The 22,165-nt window shown below is 62.5% G+C and carries 24 protein-coding genes; 12 read left to right on the top strand and 12 right to left on the bottom strand.

Features of this window, described 5'->3' with window-relative positions; all coding sequences use genetic code 11:
• Positions 1-35 precede the first annotated feature (35 nt).
• Positions 36-233, bottom strand: coding sequence for a CsbD family protein (locus ACGYLX_RS01240; protein WP_067267282.1), 198 nt, complete (start codon positions 231-233; stop codon positions 36-38).
• A 123-nt stretch (positions 234-356) separates the two neighbouring features.
• Entirely contained in the window at positions 357-1,118 is a 762-nt protein-coding gene (locus ACGYLX_RS01235) for an NAD kinase (RefSeq protein ID WP_067267283.1), read from the bottom strand.
• Between the two features lie 181 nt (positions 1,119-1,299).
• On the opposite strand from ACGYLX_RS01235, the gene glyA reads away from it, so the two are divergent.
• Together glyA and ACGYLX_RS01225 are read left to right on the top strand one after the other, a co-directional pair.
• Entirely contained in the window at positions 1,300-2,577 is a 1,278-nt protein-coding gene (glyA, locus tag ACGYLX_RS01230; RefSeq protein WP_394446912.1) for a serine hydroxymethyltransferase, read from the top strand.
• A gap of 275 nt (positions 2,578-2,852) precedes the next feature.
• The gene (locus ACGYLX_RS01225) at positions 2,853-3,251 is read left to right on the top strand and encodes a cupin domain-containing protein (RefSeq protein ID WP_271693095.1); all 399 of its coding nucleotides are present in this window, start codon (positions 2,853-2,855) and stop codon (positions 3,249-3,251) included.
• A gap of 18 nt (positions 3,252-3,269) precedes the next feature.
• Here the strand turns inward: ACGYLX_RS01225 and ACGYLX_RS01220 are convergent, their stop codons facing one another.
• Positions 3,270-3,644, bottom strand: a complete 375-nt coding sequence (locus tag ACGYLX_RS01220) for a hypothetical protein (protein WP_394446910.1) — start codon at positions 3,642-3,644, stop codon at positions 3,270-3,272.
• 54 nt (positions 3,645-3,698) lie between these two features.
• Here ACGYLX_RS01220 and ACGYLX_RS01215 point away from each other — a divergent pair, with 54 nt between their 5' ends.
• Complete coding sequence (locus ACGYLX_RS01215; protein ID WP_394446908.1) at positions 3,699-4,484, top strand: alpha/beta fold hydrolase; 786 nt, start codon at positions 3,699-3,701, stop codon at positions 4,482-4,484.
• A 156-nt stretch (positions 4,485-4,640) separates the two neighbouring features.
• On the top strand, positions 4,641-8,000 hold the full coding sequence (gene carB, locus ACGYLX_RS01210; protein ID WP_394446906.1) for a carbamoyl-phosphate synthase large subunit: 3,360 nt from the start codon (positions 4,641-4,643) through the stop codon (positions 7,998-8,000).
• A 55-nt stretch (positions 8,001-8,055) separates the two neighbouring features.
• Here carB and ACGYLX_RS01205 read toward each other — a convergent pair whose 3' ends face one another.
• From ACGYLX_RS01205 to ACGYLX_RS01195, 3 genes are read right to left on the bottom strand one after another with little or no spacing between them, the layout of a single operon-like run.
• The gene (locus ACGYLX_RS01205; RefSeq protein ID WP_394410372.1) at positions 8,056-8,619 is read right to left on the bottom strand and encodes a TadE/TadG family type IV pilus assembly protein; all 564 of its coding nucleotides are present in this window, start codon (positions 8,617-8,619) and stop codon (positions 8,056-8,058) included.
• Entirely contained in the window at positions 8,616-9,146 is a 531-nt protein-coding gene (locus ACGYLX_RS01200) for a TadE/TadG family type IV pilus assembly protein (protein WP_067267295.1), read from the bottom strand. The genes ACGYLX_RS01205 and ACGYLX_RS01200 overlap by 4 nt, the downstream gene beginning before the upstream one ends.
• On the bottom strand, positions 9,143-10,846 hold the full coding sequence (locus tag ACGYLX_RS01195) for a pilus assembly protein TadG-related protein (RefSeq protein ID WP_394446904.1): 1,704 nt from the start codon (positions 10,844-10,846) through the stop codon (positions 9,143-9,145). Before ACGYLX_RS01195 ends, ACGYLX_RS01200 begins: the two co-directional genes overlap by 4 nt.
• A 415-nt stretch (positions 10,847-11,261) precedes the next feature.
• Here ACGYLX_RS01195 and ACGYLX_RS01190 point away from each other — a divergent pair, with 415 nt between their 5' ends.
• Positions 11,262-12,386, top strand: coding sequence for a beta-ketoacyl-ACP synthase III (locus ACGYLX_RS01190; RefSeq protein WP_394446902.1), 1,125 nt, complete (start codon positions 11,262-11,264; stop codon positions 12,384-12,386).
• Positions 12,387-12,463: 77 nt separating this feature from the next.
• Positions 12,464-13,045 carry a thymidine kinase gene (locus ACGYLX_RS01185; protein ID WP_067267300.1) on the top strand — a complete coding sequence of 194 codons (582 nt, stop codon included), beginning with the start codon at positions 12,464-12,466 and terminating at the stop codon, positions 13,043-13,045.
• Here the strand turns inward: ACGYLX_RS01185 and ACGYLX_RS01180 are convergent.
• The 5 genes from ACGYLX_RS01180 to ACGYLX_RS01160 all read right to left on the bottom strand — a co-directional run bounded on the left by ACGYLX_RS01180 (position 13,042) and on the right by ACGYLX_RS01160 (position 16,213).
• Entirely contained in the window at positions 13,042-13,992 is a 951-nt protein-coding gene (locus tag ACGYLX_RS01180; protein ID WP_394446900.1) for a 2-hydroxyacid dehydrogenase, read from the bottom strand. The two genes, ACGYLX_RS01185 and ACGYLX_RS01180, sit on opposite strands and share 4 nt — an antisense overlap.
• Positions 13,989-14,327, bottom strand: coding sequence for a tRNA-binding protein (locus tag ACGYLX_RS01175; protein WP_394446898.1), 339 nt, complete (start codon positions 14,325-14,327; stop codon positions 13,989-13,991). Before ACGYLX_RS01175 ends, ACGYLX_RS01180 begins: the two co-directional genes overlap by 4 nt.
• Positions 14,320-15,135 (bottom strand): pyrroline-5-carboxylate reductase, encoded by an 816-nt coding sequence (gene proC, locus ACGYLX_RS01170; RefSeq protein WP_394446896.1) that lies wholly within the window; start codon positions 15,133-15,135, stop codon positions 14,320-14,322. Before proC ends, ACGYLX_RS01175 begins: the two co-directional genes overlap by 8 nt.
• A gap of 30 nt (positions 15,136-15,165) precedes the next feature.
• Positions 15,166-15,666, bottom strand: a complete 501-nt coding sequence (locus ACGYLX_RS01165) for a YbjN domain-containing protein (RefSeq protein ID WP_209218247.1) — start codon at positions 15,664-15,666, stop codon at positions 15,166-15,168.
• Between the two features lie 304 nt (positions 15,667-15,970).
• Positions 15,971-16,213: an accessory factor UbiK family protein gene (locus tag ACGYLX_RS01160; protein WP_067267308.1), complete on the bottom strand. Its 243-nt coding sequence runs from the start codon at positions 16,211-16,213 to the stop codon at positions 15,971-15,973.
• Between the two features lie 94 nt (positions 16,214-16,307).
• Between ACGYLX_RS01160 and lgt the strand changes: the two genes are divergently transcribed.
• The 5 genes from lgt (at position 16,308) to ACGYLX_RS01135 (ending at position 20,399) form a co-directional block, all read left to right on the top strand.
• The gene (gene lgt / locus ACGYLX_RS01155; protein ID WP_394446893.1) at positions 16,308-17,192 is read left to right on the top strand and encodes a prolipoprotein diacylglyceryl transferase; all 885 of its coding nucleotides are present in this window, start codon (positions 16,308-16,310) and stop codon (positions 17,190-17,192) included.
• Positions 17,189-18,247, top strand: a complete 1,059-nt coding sequence (locus ACGYLX_RS01150) for a class I SAM-dependent methyltransferase (RefSeq protein ID WP_394446891.1) — start codon at positions 17,189-17,191, stop codon at positions 18,245-18,247. Before lgt ends, ACGYLX_RS01150 begins: the two co-directional genes overlap by 4 nt.
• Positions 18,244-18,999: a peptidoglycan editing factor PgeF gene (gene pgeF, locus ACGYLX_RS01145; RefSeq protein ID WP_394433750.1), complete on the top strand. Its 756-nt coding sequence runs from the start codon at positions 18,244-18,246 to the stop codon at positions 18,997-18,999. The genes ACGYLX_RS01150 and pgeF overlap by 4 nt, the downstream gene beginning before the upstream one ends.
• Before the next feature lie 271 nt (positions 19,000-19,270).
• Positions 19,271-19,414 (top strand): hypothetical protein, encoded by a 144-nt coding sequence (locus tag ACGYLX_RS01140; protein WP_169306083.1) that lies wholly within the window; start codon positions 19,271-19,273, stop codon positions 19,412-19,414.
• Positions 19,415-19,685: 271 nt separating this feature from the next.
• Positions 19,686-20,399, top strand: coding sequence for a Hint domain-containing protein (locus tag ACGYLX_RS01135; protein ID WP_394446889.1), 714 nt, complete (start codon positions 19,686-19,688; stop codon positions 20,397-20,399).
• Positions 20,400-20,401: 2 nt separating this feature from the next.
• Here the strand turns inward: ACGYLX_RS01135 and ACGYLX_RS01130 are convergent, their stop codons facing one another.
• On the bottom strand, positions 20,402-20,902 hold the full coding sequence (locus tag ACGYLX_RS01130; protein WP_394446886.1) for an Lrp/AsnC family transcriptional regulator: 501 nt from the start codon (positions 20,900-20,902) through the stop codon (positions 20,402-20,404).
• 216 nt (positions 20,903-21,118) lie between these two features.
• Here ACGYLX_RS01130 and trxB point away from each other — a divergent pair, with 216 nt between their 5' ends.
• Positions 21,119-22,123 (top strand): thioredoxin-disulfide reductase, encoded by a 1,005-nt coding sequence (gene trxB, locus ACGYLX_RS01125; protein WP_394446884.1) that lies wholly within the window; start codon positions 21,119-21,121, stop codon positions 22,121-22,123.
• Positions 22,124-22,165: the final 42 nt, after the last annotated feature.

The raw sequence follows: 22,165 nt of genomic DNA, 5'->3' as shown, positions 1-22,165 counted from the left end.
CAAAGGGTCGCCTTTTTTAATTCTGCCGACGAAACTCAGTATTTCGCGGCGAAGTCATCGACTTGACGCTCGGCCTCGTCTTTGGCGATGCCATAGCGTTCTTGAATCTTACCCACCAGCTGCTCGCGATTTCCACGGGCTTCGGCGATTTCGTCGTCCGTCAGATCGCCCCATTGCGATTTCACCGCGCCGGTCATCTGGTTCCAATTGCCTTCGATACGGTCCCAATTCATCTTAGGTCTCCTTTCTTCGGCTGTTAAGACGCGGGAGGATCCCGCTCTTGCAGGCTCAACGCTGACGCGAAGTCAGGGTTCCGGCGGGCGCGAGGTGCGGCGGAAAGGCGCCGCCCTTCCCGGTCAGTTAAACTGTTCCGAGATCAACCGCTCTTCCAGCCCATGGCCGGGATCGAAGAGGATCCGGTGGCTGACACTGGGGTCCGAGGAAACTTCAACCGTCGTGACATCGCGGTGCGACTGGCCGTCGGCATCGGCCATCACGGGGCGTTTCTGCGGTTCTTGCACATCGAAACGCACCGTGGCCCGTTTCGGCAACAAGGCCCCACGCCAGCGGCGCGGGCGGAAGGCGGCAATCGGGGTCAAAGCCAAAACGTCAGAACCGATGGGCAGGATCGGCCCATGGGCGGAGTAGTTATAGGCGGTGGAGCCCGCAGGGGTCGCCACCAGCGCCCCGTCGCAGACCAGTTCCTCCATCCGCTGGCGCCCGTCGATCGTGATGCGCAGCTTGGCCGCCTGCGGCCCCGCGCGCAGCAAAGACACCTCGTTGATCGCCAGCGCGGTCGAGATGGTCCCGTCAATATGCGTGGCGCGCATGACCAGAGGGTTGATCACCGCCTCTTCCGCCGCTGCAAGCCGCGCTTGCAGGTCGCCCTCGCGGTAGGCGTTCATCAAAAAGCCGATGGTGCCCCGGTTCATCCCATAGACCGGCGCGTCCATGTCTTGGGTGCTGTGCAGCGTATGCAGCATGAACCCGTCGCCCCCAAGCGCCACGATCACCTCGGCCTGACGCAGTGGCACATCGCCATACCGCCCGATCAAAGCGGCCCGCGCCGTCTGTGCCACGCTGGCCCGGCTGGCCACAAAAGCGATCTTTAAGGACATGTCAGCAGGCTCATTCCGGCGAAGTTTCCGATCATCGGCGTTTGGGGCCAAAACAATCACATTATTCCGTGCGCCACCAGTGTTGACGCACATATCTTGCAACCTGTCGGTTTACAGCCTTCACCTTAGGCCGGGTTTCCGATAGGCAACACGCGAAACCAGCTCCAATGAGGATCCCCTGATGTCCGATTTCTTCACCAAATCTCTCGCTGATTCCGACCCCGCCCTCGCCGCTGCGATCGATGCCGAACTGGGCCGCCAGCGCGACGAGATCGAGTTGATCGCCAGCGAGAACATCGTTTCCGCTGCGGTGCTAGAGGCGCAGGGCAGCATCATGACCAACAAATACGCCGAAGGCTATCCGGGCCGCCGCTACTATGGCGGCTGTGAGCATGTCGACGTGGCCGAGAACCTCGCCATCGAACGCGCCTGCGCGCTGTTCGATTGCCAGTTCGCCAATGTGCAGCCGAACTCCGGCAGCCAAGCGAACCAAGGTGTCTTCACAGCGCTGCTGCAACCGGGCGACACCATTCTGGGGATGAGCCTTGATGCCGGCGGCCACCTGACCCACGGGGCCAAGCCGAACCAGTCGGGCAAATGGTTCAACGCCGTGCAATACGGTGTGCGCAAGCAGGACAACCTGCTGGACTACGACCAAGTCGCCGAATTGGCGAAAGAGCATCAGCCCAAAATGATCATCGCCGGTGGCTCTGCCATCCCACGTCAGATCGACTTTGCCAAAATGCGCGAGATTGCCGACAGCGTTGGCGCCTATCTGCTCGTCGACATGGCGCATTTCGCGGGCCTCGTGGCAGCGGGTGAGCATCCCTCCCCCTTCCCCCATGCGCATGTGGCGACGACCACGACCCACAAGACCCTGCGCGGCCCGCGCGGCGGCATGATCTTGACCAATGACGAGGCGATCTCGAAAAAGATCAACTCCGCCATCTTCCCCGGCATTCAGGGCGGCCCCCTGATGCATGTGATCGCGGCCAAGGCTGTGGCCTTTGGCGAAGCGCAGCAGCCTGAATTCAAAGCCTATGCCAAACAGGTCATCGCCAATGCGCAGGCGCTGTCGGATCAGTTGATCAAAGGCGGCCTCGACACCGTGACCCATGGCACCGACACCCATGTTGTGCTGGTCGATCTGCGCCCGAAAGGCGTGAAGGGCAACGACACCGAGAAGGCTCTGGGCCGCGCGCAGATCACCTGCAACAAGAACGGCGTGCCCTTCGACCCCGAGAAACCGATGGTGACCAGCGGCATCCGTCTCGGCTCCCCCGCGGGCACGACACGCGGCTTTGGTGAGGCCGAGTTCCGCCAGATCGCCGATTGGATCATCGAAGTGGTCGACGGGCTGGCGGCCAATGGTGCCGATGGCAATGCCGAGGTCGAGGCCAAGGTGAAAGCCGAAGTCGAAGCGCTGTGCCAGCGTTTCCCGATGTATCCGAACCTGTAAGCTCTCTGGCCCTCGCAGCGATGCGGGGGCCACTTTACCCTCCGGCCGGGCGGCGCCCGACCGCGGGTGGGCATCGCAACCTGCGTTCCTACCCCTTTATCTCTCATCCACGATCTGCGGCCAAGGTGATGTGCCCGGCAGCAAAAGCGCCCGCCCATGGGCGGTCGAGCGCTGCCCGGCGGCGCAAAGCGCCTTGATTCCGGGCGATCATCGCCAGACAGCCCCCTTGCCGATCCCCCCTCCCCGCGCCACATTCTTCTGCAAAGGAGAACCGCATGATCATTCACCCCAAGGGCAGCCGCCCCTCTGAACCCGGCCCTGACGATTACTTCACCGGAGAGGTCGAGATGACGCCGCTGATCTCGGCCCCCGCCCCCGCCCGCCTGCGCGGGGTGACGGTAACCTTTCAGCCCGGCGCGCGCACCGCGTGGCATGTCCACCCTCTGGGCCAGACCCTGATCGTTACCGAAGGCACAGGCCGCGCCCAGACCGAAGGCAGCCCGGTGCAAACGTTGAACAAGGGCGATGTCGTCTGGTTCGGCCCCGGAGAGAAACACTGGCACGGCGCCGCGCCCGACAGCGCCATGACCCATATCGCCCTGCAAGAGGCACAGGTCGGTGAGGCGGTCGAATGGATGGAAAAGGTAACGGACGCGGATTACGACCCGGCCTGAGCCCTTAGGCGCGGCGGCTTAAACGTAGCCGCGCCACCAAAGCCAGATCACGAAGCCCACGATGACCACAAGGATGTTGAAGGCCACCCCGGCCAAACGGTCGAGGATGATGCCGCGTCGCCGAGCCTTGGGGTCGATCTCTTTCAAATGCGCCGCAACCCGGTTGAAGGCAGCCCAAACCGGGGCATCTTCCAACTGACGGGCAATGTGGGGATTGCCGACCAAATGCTCGGTCTTGCTGAGCAACACCCCGTCACCACGAACGCCGCGCGGCAGCTCTGGTCCGGCGCGGTGAAACGCCTCGCGCAGATCGCGGGCCTTGATGCGCAGACGGTCCTCGAACAGAGGGCGCAGCGCCTCGGCGCGGGTGTCGAAATTTTGGCGGTCAATCATGGGCGCATCTAATCGCTCTGGTCCCCGGGCTGCAATGCCCTTAAATTTGCCCACATGTTAAATTACTCCGAATATGGCGAAGCCGCCGCCGACCGCCCGACCCTGCTGATTGTCCATGGCCTCTATGGCTCTGGCCGCAACTGGGGCGTCATCGCGAAACGCCTGTCAGACGAGCGCCATGTCGTCACGGTGGACATGCGCAACCACGGCAGCAGCCCGCATCACGACACCCATAGCTACCCCGAGATGGCGCAGGATCTGGCCGAGGTAATCACGCATCTGGGCGGCCCGGTGGACATCTGCGGCCACTCCATGGGCGGCAAGGCGGTGATGATGCTGGCGCTGACCCAGCCCGATCTGCTGCGCCGGGTGATCGTCGCCGATATCGCGCCCGTCACCTATGGCCACACGCAGCAAATGTTCATCGACGCCATGCGCGGCGTGGACCTAAGCGGGGTCGAGCGCCGCTCGGACGCCGAGGCGCAATTGGCCGAGGCGGGGGTGGAGCGCGCGTTGCAGAGCTTTTTCACCCAATCGCTCGACCTGCCCGGCAAACGCTGGCGGTTGAATCTTGACGCGCTTGAGGCGGAGATGCCCAAGATCGTTGGCTGGCCCGAAGACGCCGATGGCCAGTTCACGGGGCCGACCCTGTTCCTGTCTGGCGGTGCGTCGGACTATGTCCAACCCGAACATCGCGAGCCAATCAAGGCGCTTTTCCCGCAGGCGCGCTTTGCCAAAATCCCCGGCGCGGGGCATTGGCTGCACGCAGAGAAACCGCGCGAGTTCGAAGCCACCCTGCGCATCTTTCTAAACGCCGAAGGGGCCGCGCCCGCGGGCTGACCCCTTCCGCCCCGGCGGATCGCCCCTTCATAGCGCCCGCAAAGGTTGAACAGACGGCCCCGCCCTTATTTCTGGGGCCGTCAAAGCCATTCCCCCCTTGCAGCCCGTGCCGCCATCCCTATAAGGCAGGACAATTTGCAAAATTAGGGGGCCGCCATGCCGAAACGTACCGACATCCAGTCGATCATGATCATTGGTGCGGGGCCGATTGTCATCGGACAAGCCTGCGAGTTCGACTATTCCGGCGCCCAAGCCTGTAAAGCGCTGAAAGAGGAAGGCTACCGCGTCATCCTCGTCAACTCCAACCCGGCCACGATCATGACCGATCCCGGGCTCGCCGATGCCACCTATATCGAGCCCATCACGCCCGAAATCGTCGCCAAGATCATCGAGAAAGAGCGCCCCGATGCGCTGCTGCCCACCATGGGCGGCCAGACCGGGCTGAACACCTCGCTCGCGCTCGAAGAGATGGGCGTGCTTGAGAAATTCGGCGTCGAGATGATCGGGGCCAAACGCGAGGCCATCGAGATGGCCGAAGACCGCAAGCTGTTCCGCGAAGCGATGGACCGTCTGGGCATCGAAAACCCCAAGGCCACCATCGTCACCGCGCCCAAGCGCGAAGACGGTAAGAAAGACCTCGCCGCGGGCGTGAACCTCGCGCTCGAGGCACTGGAATACGTGGGCCTTCCGGCGATCATCCGCCCCGCCTTCACCATGGGCGGCACCGGCGGCGGCGTGGCCTACAACCGCGAGGATTATGAGTTCTACTGCCGCTCGGGCATGGATGCCTCGCCGATGGGCCAGATCCTCGTCGACGAGAGCCTGCTGGGTTGGAAGGAATACGAGATGGAGGTGGTGCGCGACACCGCCGACAACGCCATCATCGTCTGCTCGATCGAGAACATCGACCCGATGGGCGTGCACACCGGCGACAGCATCACCGTGGCCCCTGCGCTGACGCTGACTGACAAAGAATACCAGATCATGCGCAACCACTCCATCGCGGTGCTGCGCGAGATCGGGGTGGAGACCGGCGGCTCCAACGTGCAATGGGCCGTGAACCCCGCCGATGGCCGCATGGTCGTGATCGAGATGAACCCGCGCGTCAGCCGCTCCTCGGCGCTGGCGTCCAAGGCCACGGGTTTCCCCATCGCCAAGATCGCCGCGAAGCTCGCCGTGGGCTTCACGCTGGATGAGCTCGACAACGACATCACCGGCGTCACCCCCGCCTCCTTCGAGCCGACCATCGACTATGTGGTCACCAAGATCCCCAAATTCGCCTTTGAGAAATTCCCCGGCGCCGAGCCGAACCTGACCACCGCGATGAAATCGGTGGGTGAGACCATGGCCATTGGCCGCACCATCCACGAAAGCCTGCAGAAGGCGCTGGCGTCGATGGAATCGGGCCTCACAGGCTTTGACGAGGTGGAAATTGTCGGTCTCAACAGCGACCTGCCCGGCGACGCGCCCGAGAATATGGCGGCGCTTATCAAAGCCGTATCGGCGCCCACGCCCGACCGGATGCGCACCATCGCCCAAGCGATGCGCCACGGCATGTCCGACGACGATCTGCACGCGCATACGATGTTCGACCCCTGGTTCCTTGCCCGCATCCGCGAGATTATCGAGGCCGAGGAAGGCGTTCGCACGGGCGGCCTGCCAAGCGACGCCGATACCTTCCGCGAGTTGAAAATGATGGGCTTCACCGATGCCCGCCTCGCCATGCTGACCGACAGCCGCGAGGCACAGGTCCGCGACGCGCGGCTGGCACTTGGCGTCAAGGCCGTGTTCAAACGCATCGACACCTGCGCCGCCGAGTTCGAGGCGCAGACGCCCTACATGTACTCCACCTATGAGACCCCGCTGATGGGCGAGGCGGAATGCGAGGCGCGGCCTTCGGACCGCAAGAAGGTCGTCATCCTCGGCGGAGGCCCGAACCGGATCGGTCAGGGCATCGAGTTCGACTATTGCTGCTGCCACGCCTGCTATGCGCTGACCGATGCGGGCTACGAGACCATCATGGTCAACTGCAACCCCGAGACGGTTTCGACCGACTATGACACCTCGGACCGCCTGTATTTCGAGCCGCTCACCTTTGAGCATGTCATGGAAATCCTGCGCGTCGAGCAGGAGAACGGCACACTACACGGCGTCATCGTCCAGTTCGGCGGCCAGACCCCGCTGAAGCTCGCCAACGGTTTGCAAGAAGCGGGCATTCCGATCCTCGGCACCACGCCCGACATGATCGATCTGGCCGAAGACCGTGAGCGTTTCCAGCAGCTTGTGCTGAACCTCGGCCTGAAACAGCCGCGCAATGGCATCGCCCATTCCGATGCAGAGGCGATGGAGATCGCCAAGGAGATCGGCTTCCCACTGGTGATCCGCCCCTCCTACGTGCTGGGCGGCCGTGCGATGGAGATCGTCCGCGATCAGGCCAGCCTTGAGCGCTACATCACCAATGCCGTGGTGGTCTCGGGCGACAGCCCGGTGCTGCTCGACAGCTACCTGTCGGGCGCGGTGGAGCTTGACGTCGACGCGCTCTGCGATGGTGAGAATGTCCATGTGGCGGGCATCATGCAGCACATCGAAGAGGCGGGTGTCCACTCCGGCGACAGCGCTTGTTCGCTGCCGCCCTATTCGCTGCCGCGTGAGGTGATCGAAGAGGTCGAAGAGCAGACCCGCGCGCTGGCCAAAGCGCTCAACGTTGTGGGCCTGATGAACATCCAGTTCGCGGTGAAAGACGGCGAGATTTACCTCATCGAGGTGAACCCCCGTGCCTCGCGCACCGTGCCCTTCGTGGCCAAGGCGACCGATAGCGCCATCGCCTCCATCGCCGCGCGGATCATGGCTGGTGAGCCGCTGAGCAACTTCCCGCAGCGCCCCGCCTACCCCGATCAGGCGGCTTACGAAGACACGTTGCCCTTGGGCGACCCGATGACGCTGGCCGACCCCAATATGCCTTGGTTCTCAGTCAAGGAGGCCGTGCTGCCTTTCGCCCGTTTCCCCGGCGTCGACACGCTGCTGGGACCAGAAATGCGCTCCACCGGTGAGGTCATGGGCTGGGACCGCGACTTCCCCCGCGCCTTCCTCAAGGCGCAAATGGGCGCGGGCAACCCGCTGCCGCGCAAGGGCTGCGCCTTCCTGTCGGTCAAGGATGCGGATAAGGGCCAGAACATGCTGGATGCGGCGAAGATCCTGCTGGACCAAGGCTTTACCCTCATCGGCACCCGTGGCACGGCGGAATGGCTCACCGCCAATGGCCATGCCTGCGATGTGGTGAACAAGGTCTATGAGGGGCGCCCCGACATCACCGATATGATGAAGAACGGCGAGGTGCATCTGGTGATGAACACCACCGAAGGCGCACAGGCGGTCGAAGACAGCAAGTCGATCCGCTCTATCGCGCTTTACGACAAGATCCCCTATTTCACCACCGCCGCAGGCGCCCATGCCGCCGCATTGGCAATCAAGGCGCAGGCCGAGGATGCGATCGGCGTGAAAGCGCTTCAGGGATAAGAAAAAGGGGCTGCCCATCGGGCGGCCCCTTTCGCATTTGGGCATCGGTGCCCGCCTAGCTGATGATGCACCGGATCCAGCAAAGCTGAGGCGCGAAACGCATCCGTGTGGCATGCGAGACGTTGACCTCCGTGCCCTCCAAGCCGATCTGCGCAATCGGCTCGTGCATGAAAGAAGTCTCCACCAGCACCAGACGGTCACCATTGGCCATCAGCGGCACCCGTTCACGCGAAAGCCCCGCGATAAAGTCGATGTCGAGCAGGCTGTCCAGCCCGATGCCTTGCGAGAAATCCACCGCCAAAATCCGGCGGTCCAGACTGTCGCAATTCAGAATGCACCGCACCTGCGTGACGCGCAGAGAGACTTCGTAACCAGTGAGCTGCTCCGCCACCGATTGCAGGCCCAAGAGATCAGCGGCGTTGATCGGCGTCGTCTGCCGCGACAGGCTGTCGGCGATGACGGCGGTGGCATCGGTCGCCATCCCACGCACCCGAAAGGCATCGGTAAAGGTCAGCATCGCCATGATCGACCAGACCAACAACGGCAGCAGAACCAGAAAGGCAATCGTCTGGCTGCCCTCTTCCGACCGGACGAAACCTTTGAATACGCCCCCCCTCATCCGCGCGGCTCCGTCACGAAAGCGGTGGTGACTCGCACGCCATATGTGCCATCCGACCCTTCGGGCAATTTCCGGCCCAAGCCTGTCCCCGGCAAAAGCGGATCGAACAAACGACAGACCCGCATCATCATCAGATTGTTCTGCTGGCCGGGCAGAAAACCATTTGCTGGGTCGAAATCCTCATCCCGGTCGACACAGGGGGCAGCCCCGCTCAGGTCAGCCCAATCGGCAATCGGCATGGCGCGCATCTCGATCCGGATATTCTCGATGCAGCCCGCATCGAAAACCGACCGCTCACAAATCAGCGCCTTCATCGCGTCATAGCCTGGCACAGAACCGGTGGCCAAACGCACGTCCCGCACGGCCAAATTCGTGGCCCGGCGCAGCATGATCTCACGCGCGCTCCACAACCCCGTCTCAAGCGCGAGGAAGAAGAAGTAAAAGACGAGCGGCAAAAGGATGACGAACTCAATGGTGACCCCGCCCGCCTCGGACCGGCGAAAGCGGTCTTTGACGAAGCGGATCATTTGGTCAGCCTCAACATGGAGATGGACGCCGCGATCATGTCGAAGGCGGTTTGGATCTCCAGACCCTGAACGTCGAAGTAATGGGCCTCGGAAGAGGCGCAGTCTTTCAGAAGGCTGAGGGAGTTGGTGCTGTCGACATCCATGCCGATGGAATAGACCACGACGCCAGCAGTGTTCGCGACGCCGCAGATTTGGCGCAGGCGGCGGTCTTTCTCGCTCGCGCTGATGGTGTCGTGCATGTCGTTCCAAAAACTGTTCGCGCGGGAACTCCAAGTCTGCGATCCGCCCCACCAGTTCGTCGTCCGCCGTCGGCCATAGAGGTTATAGCCGTAGTAATAAGGGGACATCTCGGCCCAAACCTCGGGCCAGTCGAGCCGTTCTTCCTGCCCTTGATCCCTATAGTCCCGTAGACTGGGGTGGTTGAGCAGCGTGTAATCATCCCACCTACGATCAGAGCCCCAAGGGTGGGTCGCATAAAAGTAGTCTTCAGGATAGGAATTATCCCCGTCGTATTCGTTGGAGCGTTCGGCAGAATCCACTGTATAGAACACCACCGAACCGTAGTCGGTGCGGATCACATCCGACTCGCCGGAAGCATACTCAGGCTCAAGACGGTATTCCGGAAAGTTCTCACCATCCGTCATCAGCACCAGAACCTTCATGCTGTTATCAGCCCCGTGTGGGTGCGGGCGGCCTTGAAACTCCTGCGGGACCAGACCGGCGTCGATCAAGCCGCTCACCGGCCCCTGTGCGGAGGGGTCAAGCAAGGCCAGCCCCCACTTCGCACCAACGTCGATCGACGTCGACCCTTCGGCGGTCAAAGCGAGGATTTGCGATCTCAGCGCCGCGACCGAGTCTGACAGAGGAGTAATTTCAAAACCTGCGTCTTTACGGCAAACCCATTGGCCCCTTTCCTGGTTGGAACTCGACATGCTCTGGAACTGGAAGTGCCCTGTCCGTTGCATCTGTTGTTGGGGGTCGATCGCCAAGGAACTATAGTCATTCCCATCGAAATCCACGCAGTGGGAATAGCTATGTTCGGTGGTTGTCGAATATTGGCCCAGCAGAGCTTCTCCCGCATTTACCTTGGTCGAATAGGGAATGATCGAAATCGATACGCGTCCCTCTTCGGTATCGCTTAGGATCGTATCGACAAAGTCGATGGCCGCATTCTTCAGCAGGGTCAACTTGATCCCGCTGCGGTCGCTGGTCCTCTCCCCCATCGACCCCGACACATCCAACACCAGCGAAATCTCGATATCCTCGACCCGTTCGGTCGCCTCAGAGCTGATCGTCATCCCGAGTGAATCGATGTCGAAAAAACGGAAGAAATAGGTGTTCAGCCCTGCCGGAAGCGAGGCTTCGACGGTCCGCCCCACCAGAATGCCACCGATCTTTTCTTCGCTTGAATCGATCACCACTTCGGATGCATCAAGCCCGGCGGAAGTCAGGTAGCTGCGCACAACCTCTTCAGGGTCGAGGTCTTGCGACAGGCTCGCCGCGGCGAGCACGGCATTGTCGAGATGGGTCTGAAAGGTGGTCCGCGTCCGCTCGTGGTTGGCCAGATCCACGGCCAGCCCGCCAAAGATCGTGATCCCGAAAAACACGACCAACATGAGGACCAGCATGCCGCCGCCCTCGTCCTTGCGAAAACGCTTTGCCCCCTCGCAAAGCATTCGACTGATAGTACTGCGCCTCATGACACCTCTCTTTTTCGGAGGTTGAATCCGTAAGCAAATTCTGTGCTTTAGGCTGCGGCATCCGCGGATGGTGGACCTGTAAATCACGCGCCGGAGGGGCCGCTGCCTCAAAAAACCCTGACTGTTCTCGTTCAATTAATGATTGCTAATGCTCAATCACTGCGCGCTTCCGGTTGCATAGTCAAGCCAGCGCGCGGGGGCCGGGGCGATCAAAATTCGCAACTGTAGCGGCATTCACACGTCTGCCCCGTCAAAGCCGTGGCAAGTCCTGCGCGGTTTCGCTAAAGTATGGAACCTGCACCTTGCTTCCCCCTGCATCAAAGTGCACCGACATGACAACGGCCCTTGCAATTCGTCCGGGGCTGCTCAGCTTTATCAGACCAGCCATGCCGTTGGAGAGAAAGGGATCACAGCGATGTATCAAGCCGCCATCACCGGTACGGGCGTTTTCACGCCGCAGCAAACCATCACCAACGCCGAACTGGTCGAAGCCTTCAACGCCTATGCCGACCTCTACAACGCCGAAAATGCCGAGGCGATCGAAGCGGGCACCCTAGAGGCCAAGGCGCATTCCTCGGAAGAGTTCATCGTCAAAGCCAGCGGCATTGAACAGCGCTATGTTATGGATAAATCCGGCGTGCTGGACCCCAATGTGATGCACCCCCTGCTGCGCCAGCGCACGGATGAGGAGCCTTCTCTCATGGCCGAAATGGCCATTGATGCCGCGCAAAAGGCGCTCGCCGCCGCTGGAAAGAGCGCCGAGGATGTGGACGCGGTGATCTGCGCCGCCTCCAACCTCGAGCGCGCCTATCCTGCCGTGGCCATCGAGATTCAGGAGCTTCTTGGCGTGAAGGGCTTCGCCTTCGATATGAACGTCGCCTGTTCTTCGGCCACTTTCGGCATTCAGGCGGCGGCGGATATGATCCGCTCCGGCTCCATCCGCTCCGCCCTCGTGGTGAACCCCGAGATTTGCTCAGCCCACCTCGAATGGCGTGACCGCGATTGCCACTTCATCTTTGGTGACGTGGCCACCGCCACGCTGCTGGAACGCGCCGAAGATGTCGACGGCCCCTGTTTCGAGGTCATCTCGACCCGCTGCGCGACCGAATATTCCAACAACATCCGCAACAACAACGGCTTCCTCCGCCGCTCCCGCCCCGATGGGCTGAGCGACCGGCGCGATATGCAGTTCATGCAGAATGGGCGCAAAGTGTTTAAGGAAGTATTACCCATGGTGGCCGAGCATATCGGCGGGCATATGGCCGACAACGGGTTGGAATCCGACGACCTCAAGCGCATCTGGCTGCATCAGGCGAATAAGTCGATGAACGATTTCATCGGGCGCAAAGTGCTGGGGCGTGAGCCTGAGCCAGGCGAACAGCCCAACATTCTGCAAGACTACGCCAACACCTCCTCCGCCGGGTCGATCATCGCTTTTGCGAAGAACTCCGACGATCTGGAAGACGGCGAGACCGGGCTGATCTGTTCGTTCGGGGCGGGCTATTCCGTCGGCTCCGTCATCGTCAAAAAGCGCGGCTGACGCGCGGCGCCCGGCCCTAAGATCAGGGCGGGGTTTGCATCTTGATCCGCTGTCATGGGCGGCGTAACACCCTGCCCATGGCAAAGCTCTACTTCAATTACTCCACCATGAACGCCGGTAAATCCACGGTGCTGCTTCAAGCGGCGCATAACTATGTGGAACGCGGCATGGTGCCCTTCTTGCTCACCGCGCAGTTCGACAACCGCGCGGGCGAAGGTCGCATCGCCTCCCGTATCGGCATCGGGCAAGAGGCCGATACTTTCGCCCCGGGCGAAGACCTTTTGGCCAAGATCGAAGCCCGGTTGGAGCAAGGCCCCTGCGCCTGTATCTTTGTCGATGAGGCGCAGTTTTTGGAGGTCGAGCAGGTCTGGCAACTGGCCCGCGCGGTGGATGATCTGGGCGTGCCGATCATGTGTTTTGGCCTGCGGGTCGATTTCCGGGGTGAGCTTTTCCCCGGCTCCGCCACCCTGCTGGCGCTGGCCGATGAGATGCGCGAAGTGCGCACCATTTGCCATTGCGGCAAGAAAGCCACGATGGTCGTGCGCCGCGACGCCGAAGGGCAAGCGATGCGGGACGGCGCGCAGGTGCAGATTGGCGGGAACGAGACCTATGTCTCGCTCTGCCGCAAACACTGGCGCGCCGCTGTGGGCGACGGTTAAACCCGGTTTGGCGGGGTCTCTCCGTCAATGAAGGCTTGCAGATTGGCCACCGCCATCAGCCCCATATCGACACGGACTTCATGCGCCGCCGTGCCGAGATGCGGCAGCAGCACAACATTGTCGAGATCGCGCAGCGCCTGCGGCACCTTGGGCTCGAACTCATAGACATCCAGACCCGCACCGCCAATGCGCCCCGCTTGCAGGGCTTTGATCAACGCGGCCTCCTGCACCACATCGCCGCGGGCGATGTTGATCAGATGGGCATGAGGCTGCATCGCGCCGAGAACAGTCCCATCGATCAGATGCCGCGTCTCGCCGCCGCCGGGCACGGCGATGACGAGCATATCCACGGCTTCGGCCAGCGCGGGCAGGCTTTCGACACGGGTAGCGGGAAAATCGAGGTCTTTCTCACTGCGGTTGAAATAGCTGACCTGCATTTCGAACCCATAGTGGCAGCGCCGCGCGATGGCCTGCCCGATCCGGCCCATGCCAACGATGCCGACCCGTTTGCCGGTCAAATGCAGCCCCAGCATCTGCGTCGGGTGCCAACCGGCCCAAGCGCCGGAGCGGACCAGCCGCTCCCCTTCGGCAGCGCGGCGGGCGGACATCAGCATGAGCGTCATGGCGACATCCGCCGTGGCATCGGTGACGGCGCCGGGGGTGTTGGTCACCTCCACCCCCGCTGCGCGGGCCGCTGCCGCGTCGATGTGGTTATAACCGACGCCGAAATTGGCGAGGATCTTGCAGCGCGGCTCGGGCACATCGGCGAAAACCTCGGCCGAGAAAGCATCCCCCAGGGTCGGCATCACCCCGTCATAGTCGCGCAGCGCGGCGCGCATTTCTTCGCCCGAAAGCGGCGCAGTTTCCTCGCGCACCGTCACTTCGCAGCCCTTTAACGCTTCGGTGACTTCTTTGGGCAAGGGTCTGGCAATCAATATCTTTTTCAATGCATCCGCCCTCCTTCGGGCACTTTTTGATCGGGCGACAAAAGCACGATCTCTCCGTCCTGGTCGGGCAGGCCGAGCACCAGCACCTCGGACATGAAAGGCCCGATCTGGCGTGGGGGGAAATTAACCACAGCCACGACCTGCCGCCCCACCAGCGTCTCCGGCGTATAATGCGCGGTGATCTGGGCCGAGGTCTTACGCTCGCCGATCTCCTCGCCGAAATCTACCCAGAGTTTGATCGCCGGCTTGCGTGCTTCCGGAAAGGCTTCGGCCCGGGTCACGGTGCCGACGCGAATGTCGACCTTCAGGAAATCGTCGAAAGTGATCTCAGCCATTGGCCAGCTCCCGCGATCTGTCCGCCGCGGCGGCAACCGCGCGTTTCAGCAAGAACGGGAAACCGTCGGCCTCATCCATCAAAACCTCAAGCGCCGCTTGGGTCGTGCCATTGGGGCTGGTGACGTTGACGCGCAACTGCGCCGGTTCCTCTTCAGCCTGCATCGCCAGCGCCCCTGCCCCGGCGACCGTCGCCTTGGCCAATTGCATCGCCAATTCCTCGGGCAGGCCTTGGGCCACACCGGCAGTGGCCATGCATTCGATCATGTGAAAGACATAGGCCGGGCCGGAGCCGCTGACCCCGGTGACCGCGTCGATCTGCGCCTCCTCGGTCAGGCGGACGACCTCACCCACCGCGCTCAGCAGCGTTTCGGCTTCATCCAGAGACCGGCTGCCCACCTTGGCGTTGCCGACGATGGCGGTGATCCCTTTGGAAATGGCGGCAGGCGTGTTGGGCATGGCCCGCACAATGGGCGTGTCCCCGCCGAGGACGCTTTCGAAATAGCCGATGGTCGTGCCCGCCGCGACGCTGACGAACAGCGTCTCACCATTGCCCATCGCCTGAAGCGTCGGCAGCGCGTCCGCCATCATCTGCGGTTTGACCGCCACTAGCACCACCGCCGGCGCGGCAGGCAGGTCGGCGTTCAGGTTCACGCCGGTGCCTTGCAGCCAATCGGACGGTTTCGGGTCAACGACCCAAACCGCGCTTGCCGGCAGCCCCTGCGCCAGCCAGCCCTCCAACATGGCTGATCCCATTTTGCCACAGCCCAGCAAAACCAGACCGTCGCGTGCTACTCTCCCGTCTTTCATCCTATCCCCCGAAGTTGTTCGGGGACTTTGTTACGCCCGGCCGTAAGCCTCTGCAATGGCGACGTCCATCGCGGCCTTGGGGGTTTGATCCCCCCAGACCAGCAATTGCAGCGCAGGATAGTAGCGTTCCGCGCTCATGACGGCGGCACCGATCATCGTGTCGATCTGCTCTGGCCCCGCGACCTGTCCGCCCGCCAAAACCAGCCCGTAGCGGTAGACCATCAACTGCTGATCGGCCCAGAAGCTGAAGGCCCCCGCCCAGCATTGATCGTTGACGAGGTTTAACAATTCGTAAAGTTCCGGCAGTTTTTCAGCCGGAGGCTCCATCTCGAAGGTGCAGATCAGGCGCAGCGTTTCGTCGTAAGCTGACCATGCCAGCGTGATGGAATAGGTCCGCCACTGCCCCTCGACCGCCATGGCGATCTGGTCATCCGCCACGCGGTCGAATTCCCAATCGTGATGGGCCGCGAGATTTTCAACGATATCAATGGGGTGGATTTCTTCTTCAAGGTAATGCTCGGACAGGGCCATTTCGCCACCTCTCAATCTGTTCCACGGGGCGGGACTTGGCCCACCATGCATGGAAGCCTGCACAAATAGGCGTGTAGGTTCACATCACCTATACAAGATATGGTGCTTGCAGCGGAACAGTCTGGCAAGTTTTTTCTTGGGGATAACCACAATTGATAGGGGATAACCGCAATAACTTGTGGGTAAATCGCGGAAATCGTCTATAAATTGGAGGGAGGGAGCTACCGGGCCAGAAAAACCCCCGTGTAGCGCGGGGGATCGCCGCCCCGAAATTTGGGGCGACCGATCAGAGTTGGCCTCAGGCTCAGTCCTTGGCTTCGAGCTTGTCGAGCCGCGCTTTCAGCGCTTCGTTCTCTTCGCGGGCCTTCTGCGCCATGGCGCGCACCGCGTCGAACTCCTCACGGGTGACGAAATCACGATCGGCGAGCCAACGGTCGAGCATGCCCTTGAAGGCAGTTTCGGCCTCATCCTTCGCGCCTTGGGCGACGCCCATCGCGTTTGTCATCATCTGTGAAACGTCATCGAAAAACTTATTGCGGGTCTGCATGTCTGGCCTCCGGAGGTTTGTTAGCCCCTATATGGGGCGCGGCGCCCTTGCTCGCAAGGTTGACTTCCCCGCGCGGCCTTGCTCAATCAGCAGCATGATAGCCATGCTCCCCTTCCCCGATATCGCGCCGGAAATCTTTTCGGTGACCCTGTTTGGTTCCACCTTCGCGCTGCGCTGGTATGCGCTGGCCTATATCGTGGGCATCCTGCTGGGCTGGCGCATTGCCACTGCGGCGGTCAAACGCCCCCATCTGTGGAAGAACGACACGCCAGTCATGAAGCCCGGTCAGGTCGAGGACCTGCTCTTTTGGGTCATTCTGGGCGTGATCCTTGGCGGGCGCTTGGGCTATGTGCTGTTTTACCAACCGGCCTATTACCTGTCGAACCCCGCCGCGATCTTGCAGCTTTGGGAGGGCGGCATGTCCTTCCATGGCGGGGCGCTTGGGGTCATTCTGGCCGGTCTTTTCTATACATGGCGACACCGGATTCCGGTGATTTCGACCGGGGATATGGTCTGTCTGGGGCTGGCGCCGGGGCTGTTTCTGGGGCGGCTCGCGAATTTCATCAATGCCGAACTGTGGGGCCGCCCGACCGATCTGCCTTGGGGCGTGGCCTTCCCCGGTGAGGCGGCGCAGTTCTGCCCCGATGTGGCGGGCATTTGCGCGCGCCACCCCTCGCAGCTCTATGAGGCGCTGCTGGAGGGGCTGCTCTTGGGCGGCGTGCTGCTGTGGATGGCGTGGAAACGCGGCGCGCTTAAAATGCCGGGGCTGATCGGTGGCACTTTCCTTGCGGGCTATGGCGCGGCACGGTTCGCGGTGGAGTTCCTGCGCCAGCCCGACGCGCAATTCGTCACCCCCGGCAACCCGCTGGGGCTGGCTTGGCATATCGGCGGCTGGGGGCTGACCATGGGGCAAATCCTATCGCTGCCGATGATTGCCGTGGGCGTCTTCCTCATCATCCGAGCGCGGCGGCAGGCATGAGCCTGAAGGACCATCTGCTCACACGGATCGCACTGGAAGGGCCGATGCGGCTGGACGCCTATATGCAGTCCTGCCTGCTGCATCCCGACTGGGGGTACTATACCACCCGGGCGCCTTTCGGCCCGGAGGGGGATTTCATCACCGCCCCCGAGATCAGCCAGATGTTTGGCGAGTTGATCGGCCTTTCGCTGGCGCAAAGCTGGCTGGATCAGGGCGCCCCCTCCCCCTTCACACTGGCCGAGCTTGGGCCGGGCCGGGGGACATTGATGGCCGATATCCTGCGCGCCACGGCGCGGGTGCCGGGGTTTCAGGCGGCGGCGCAGGTCACGCTGGTCGAAGCCTCTCCGTCTTTGCGCGATGTGCAGCGCGAGACGCTGCGAGGGGCCGAGGTCACTTGGGCCGAAAGTGCCGCTGACCTGCCAGATGCGCCGCTGTTCCTGATCGCCAATGAGTTTTTCGACGCGCTGCCAATCCGGCAATTCATCCGCCAAGGCGCAGGCTGGGCCGAGCGCCGGGTGGGCGCGGCAGAGGGGGCGCTGACCTTTGGCCTCGGCCCCGTGACCCCACAGCCCGCCCTTGCCCATCGGCTGGAGGATACGAAGGACGGCGACCTTATCGAGCTTTGCGCCCCGGCGGCGGAGATCATGCAAGAGATCGGCAACCGCATCGCGGCCCATGGCGGGGCGGGGCTGATCATCGACTATGGCGATTGGCGCGCCTTGGGCGACACGCTGCAAGCGCTGGAGAACCACAGCCCCGCCGATCCCCTCGCCAATCCCGGGCAGGCCGATCTGACCGCCCATGTCGATTTCGAGGCGCTGGCCCGCGCCTGCCCCTGCCCCCATAGCCGCGTGGTCACCCAAGGCGTTTTTCTGGAGCGGTTGGGCATCACCCCCCGCGCGCAGAAACTGGCCGAGGCGCTGACCGGCGACGCGCTCAGTAACCATATTGCCGCACATCGACGGTTGACGCACCCGACGGAAATGGGAAACCTGTTCAAAGTGATGGGGCTCTACCAAAAAGGTCAGACCCCGCCCCCGGGGACAGAAGTATGACGCTCGAAATTCTGACATCCGATGCGCTTGCGCCTTTGCGGCACGGGTTCTTCACCCGCCGTGGCGGTGCGTCGTCGGGCGTGTTTTCCGGGTTGAACTGCGGCAGCGGCAGCTCGGACCAGTCCGAGATCGTGCGCATCAACCGCGCCCGCGCCGCCGAGGCGATGGGCCTGCCTGCCGACCACCTTGTCGGCGTGCATCAGGTGCATTCCGCCACTGTCGTCACGGTGACGGAGCCGCACGACGACAAGCCCCGCGCTGATGCCTTGGTCACCAAAACCCCCGGCATCGCCCTGTCGATCCTGACCGCTGACTGTCAGCCCGTGCTTTTTGCCGATGCGCAGGCTGGTGTGGTGGGCGCGGCCCATGCAGGCTGGCGCGGCGCGCTTGATGGGATACTCGAGGCGACGGTCGACGCCATGGTCGATCTCGGCGCCACCCGCGAAAAGATCACCGCGGTGATCGGCCCCTCCATCAGCCAGCGCGCCTATGAGGTCGGGCCGGAGTTTCTCGACAATTTCATGAGCGCCGACCCAGAGTTTGCCCGTTACTTTGCCCAAGGCGAAGGTGACCGTCTGCATTTCGACTTGCCGGGCTTTGGCCTGAACCGTCTGCGTGCTGCGGGTGTGGGCCATGCGGAATGGACGCGGCATTGCACCTACGCCGATGCCGCGCGATTCTATTCCTACCGGCGCACGACCCATGCCAAAGAAGCGGACTATGGGCGCTTGCTCTCGGCGATCACCCTCTGAACGGGGCGGGATTGCGGCAAAGCCTGCCCGTTTCGCGCCGCATTGCTGTCGCGATATCTGGCACAATCAGCACTTTGCGGCATCATTGCTTCCCGCACCCCCTGCAAACCACCGAAAATTAACACTTTTCGAAGTATGGCAAAGGCGCCCAAAACCGCCCTTCCAAGCCGTCAATTTCCCACAAGTTTCTCGCCCACGGTCAAAAACCGGCCCGATTGCACTGCGATAGTGGATGCAACGATGCCCGCGTGACCCGAAGAGGAACAGAGCCATGAAAAAGAACCCGCGCTTCATCAAATCCGTTGTCGAGACAGCGGCCAAAACCGACACCGTCATGCCATGGGCCCGCGGTGCGCGCCGCGCCGCTTTCATCGCCAAACGCTCCGGCAACGCCCCGGTCCGCAAGACCGCCTGAGAAGTTCCCCCCGGTACCGGTGCCACGCGCTCGGTATAGCAGACCGCCCCTCGTGCCGTTGATTCGTTGCGAGGGGCGTTTTCATGCGAATATGGCGATCACGCACCCGGCCCGGAAACAGCCCCCGCATTCCGCCGAGATTGGCGCGCAAAGCGCAGCACTCAGGCCGGATATTTTGACAAATCCCGCAGAACATGGCGCAGTATCCGTCAGCCCGAGCTGGTGCATGGCGCCCTCGGCAGCGCTGTGCCGGGCCGACAAAGGGTTTTGCATGACTGAGACCGCCACCAAAGCCGAAGGCCCACCGCCCGCGCCGATGCGCAGCTATGAAGTCGCCGCGCTCCGCGCCGACGGGTCGCTCTATATCGGCCAAGACACCGCCCCCGCCGCGCCACTTCTCGAAGCCGCTTTCGCGGCCTTCGCCCGCGGGACGCCAATCCAAACGGTGCAGGGCGACATCGCCATCGAAGACCTCCAGCCCGGCGACATGATCCACACGAGTGCCGGAGACCCGGCGCAGTTGATCTGGATCGGGTCGAGCCGTTTCATCCCGGCGGACAGTGGGCGGCTGCCCCTCATCCGTATCATGCCCGACAGTTTCGGCGAGGGGCGCCCGAATTCTTTCATCACCCTCGGCCCCGCCGCACGGGTGCTCCAGACGCCGCCCCACCTGCGGGCCGGGGCGGAGGGCAGCCGCCTGCTCACACCGCTGTGCGAATTCGTGGATGGGGTCAATGTGATCGAGGTCACCCCGCCAACCCCGGTACGCCTGTTTCATATCTGTCTGTCGCGCCATGCGGTGATCAAGGCAGGCGGGCTAGAGATGGAGACCTTTCACCCCGGCGCTCAAGCGCTGCGTGACGCAACGCCCGGCCTGCGGGATCGCTTTCTATCCATGTTTCCGCAGATCGCGCATGGGCGGGATTTCGGCCCCCTCGCCCATCCCCGCGCGCCCGAGGCGGCAGAAGACCGCGCCGATAGCTGACCTTAAGGCGCGGTCGACAGCCGCGCTTCCAACACGTCGAAGGGCACGCCGGGCTCGTCCTTGGCCCCGCGGATCACGAGGCTGGTCTTCACGCTTTCCACATTGGGCGTGGTCAGCAAATGCCCGGTCAGGAAGCTTTGAAAGCTCGACAGATCTGGTGCCACGCATTTCAGGATGAAATCGACCTCACCGTTGAGCATATGGCACTCGCGCACCAGCGGCCAACCACGGCATTTCTCTTCAAACGCGCTCAGATCAGCCTCGGCCTGACTGGCCAGCCCGACCATGGCGAAGACCTGCACCTCAAAGCCCAGTTCGCGCGCATCGACATCCGCATGATAGCCTTTGATATAGCCCTGCTCTTCCAAGGTGCGCACCCGGCGCAAACAGGGCGGTGCAGAGATGCCGACGCGTTTGGCAAGTTCGACATTCGTCATCCGGCCATCAGATTGCAACTCGGCCAAGATCATCCGGTCTATCGGATCAAGTCGTGTACCCGCCATAACATCCTCAGTGAATTTTCGATTCTTATAGCAGCCTGCGTGGTACGCGCAATAAAGTTTCACATAAGCGCAATATTCTTTATCGCGATCCTTGATGCCAACCGCCCTCACCGCTCACGCAAGCGTAATGGCAGGGCGGTGACGGCAGGGGTTTAACGGCTTCGCGGCTATCGCTATATGAGGCGGGCAATATCAATGACAGCCCGGGGGCGCCAGATGGCCGAGACACGTAAAACCAAGGTACTGATCATCGGCTCCGGCCCCGCAGGCTATACCGCCGGGGTCTACGCAAGCCGCGCCATGCTGGAGCCGATTCTCGTGCAGGGGATCGAGCCGGGCGGCCAGCTGACCACCACCACCGAGGTCGAGAACTGGCCCGGCGACAGCGAGGTGCAGGGCCCCGACCTGATGATCCGCATGCAGGACCACGCCAAGGCCATGGGGACCGAGATCATCGGCGACATCATCACCGACCTCGACCTGTCGAGCCGCCCGTTCCACGCCAAGGGCGACAGCGGCACGACTTACGTCGCCGATTCCGTGATCCTCGCCACCGGGGCGCGGGCCAAGTGGCTCGGGCTGGAGAGCGAAGAAAAGTTCAAGGGCTTCGGCGTCTCGGCCTGCGCTACCTGCGATGGGTTCTTCTACCGCGGTCAGGAGATCGTGGTCATCGGCGGCGGCAACACCGCCGTGGAAGAGGCGCTGTTCCTCACCAACTTCGCCTCCAAGGTCACGCTGATCCACCGCCGGGACGAGCTGCGCGCCGAGAAGATCCTGATCGACCGGTTGATGAAGAACCCCAAGATCGAGCCGCTGTGGTTCCATGAGTTGCATGAGGTTTACGGCACCGACAACCCGCTCGGCGTCGAGGGCGTGAAGGTCAAACACACCAAGACCGGCGAGATCACCGACATCCCCGCCAAGGGCGTCTTCGTGGCCATCGGCCATGCGCCTGCCAACGAGTTGGTCAAAGACACGCTGGAGACCCACATGGGCGGCTATGTCGTGACCAAACCCGACAGCACCAAGACCTCCATCCCCGGCGTCTTTGCCGCAGGCGATTTGACCGACCACAAGTACCGCCAAGCGGTGACCAGCGCCGGCATGGGCTGCATGGCAGCACTCGAAGCCGAGCGCTTCCTTGCCGAAGTGGGCGACGATGACGGCAAAGATACCTCCCTCCCGCTCGGCTACGGGGCCGAAGTGAAGGAAGACGTTTAAGTCAGACGAAGGTGCGGCGGAGATAATTCCGGTTTCCGCCGC

The sequence above is a fragment of the Sulfitobacter sp. 1A13496 genome (assembly GCF_043557225.1).
GTDB classification, from domain to species: Bacteria; Pseudomonadota; Alphaproteobacteria; order Rhodobacterales; family Rhodobacteraceae; genus Sulfitobacter; species Sulfitobacter faviae.
This window is presented reverse-complemented; position numbering and strand designations above follow the sequence as displayed.

Coding starts and splice junctions, on each gene's coding strand:
- ACGYLX_RS01240 (WP_067267282.1), bottom strand. CDS start 233: ATGAATTGGGACCGTATCGAAGGCAATTGGAACCAGATGACCGGCGCG.
- ACGYLX_RS01235 (WP_067267283.1), bottom strand. CDS start 1,118: ATGTCCTTAAAGATCGCTTTTGTGGCCAGCCGGGCCAGCGTGGCACAG.
- glyA (WP_394446912.1), top strand. CDS start 1,300: ATGTCCGATTTCTTCACCAAATCTCTCGCTGATTCCGACCCCGCCCTC.
- ACGYLX_RS01225 (WP_271693095.1), top strand. CDS start 2,853: ATGATCATTCACCCCAAGGGCAGCCGCCCCTCTGAACCCGGCCCTGAC.
- ACGYLX_RS01220 (WP_394446910.1), bottom strand. CDS start 3,644: ATGATTGACCGCCAAAATTTCGACACCCGCGCCGAGGCGCTGCGCCCT.
- ACGYLX_RS01215 (WP_394446908.1), top strand. CDS start 3,699: ATGTTAAATTACTCCGAATATGGCGAAGCCGCCGCCGACCGCCCGACC.
- carB (WP_394446906.1), top strand. CDS start 4,641: ATGCCGAAACGTACCGACATCCAGTCGATCATGATCATTGGTGCGGGG.
- ACGYLX_RS01205 (WP_394410372.1), bottom strand. CDS start 8,619: ATGAGGGGGGGCGTATTCAAAGGTTTCGTCCGGTCGGAAGAGGGCAGC.
- ACGYLX_RS01200 (WP_067267295.1), bottom strand. CDS start 9,146: ATGATCCGCTTCGTCAAAGACCGCTTTCGCCGGTCCGAGGCGGGCGGG.
- ACGYLX_RS01195 (WP_394446904.1), bottom strand. CDS start 10,846: ATGAGGCGCAGTACTATCAGTCGAATGCTTTGCGAGGGGGCAAAGCGT.
- ACGYLX_RS01190 (WP_394446902.1), top strand. CDS start 11,262: ATGTATCAAGCCGCCATCACCGGTACGGGCGTTTTCACGCCGCAGCAA.
- ACGYLX_RS01185 (WP_067267300.1), top strand. CDS start 12,464: ATGGCAAAGCTCTACTTCAATTACTCCACCATGAACGCCGGTAAATCC.
- ACGYLX_RS01175 (WP_394446898.1), bottom strand. CDS start 14,327: ATGGCTGAGATCACTTTCGACGATTTCCTGAAGGTCGACATTCGCGTC.
- proC (WP_394446896.1), bottom strand. CDS start 15,135: ATGAAAGACGGGAGAGTAGCACGCGACGGTCTGGTTTTGCTGGGCTGT.
- ACGYLX_RS01165 (WP_209218247.1), bottom strand. CDS start 15,666: ATGGCCCTGTCCGAGCATTACCTTGAAGAAGAAATCCACCCCATTGAT.
- ACGYLX_RS01160 (WP_067267308.1), bottom strand. CDS start 16,213: ATGCAGACCCGCAATAAGTTTTTCGATGACGTTTCACAGATGATGACA.
- lgt (WP_394446893.1), top strand. CDS start 16,308: ATGATAGCCATGCTCCCCTTCCCCGATATCGCGCCGGAAATCTTTTCG.
- ACGYLX_RS01150 (WP_394446891.1), top strand. CDS start 17,189: ATGAGCCTGAAGGACCATCTGCTCACACGGATCGCACTGGAAGGGCCG.
- pgeF (WP_394433750.1), top strand. CDS start 18,244: ATGACGCTCGAAATTCTGACATCCGATGCGCTTGCGCCTTTGCGGCAC.
- ACGYLX_RS01140 (WP_169306083.1), top strand. CDS start 19,271: ATGAAAAAGAACCCGCGCTTCATCAAATCCGTTGTCGAGACAGCGGCC.
- ACGYLX_RS01135 (WP_394446889.1), top strand. CDS start 19,686: ATGACTGAGACCGCCACCAAAGCCGAAGGCCCACCGCCCGCGCCGATG.
- ACGYLX_RS01130 (WP_394446886.1), bottom strand. CDS start 20,902: ATGGCGGGTACACGACTTGATCCGATAGACCGGATGATCTTGGCCGAG.
- trxB (WP_394446884.1), top strand. CDS start 21,119: ATGGCCGAGACACGTAAAACCAAGGTACTGATCATCGGCTCCGGCCCC.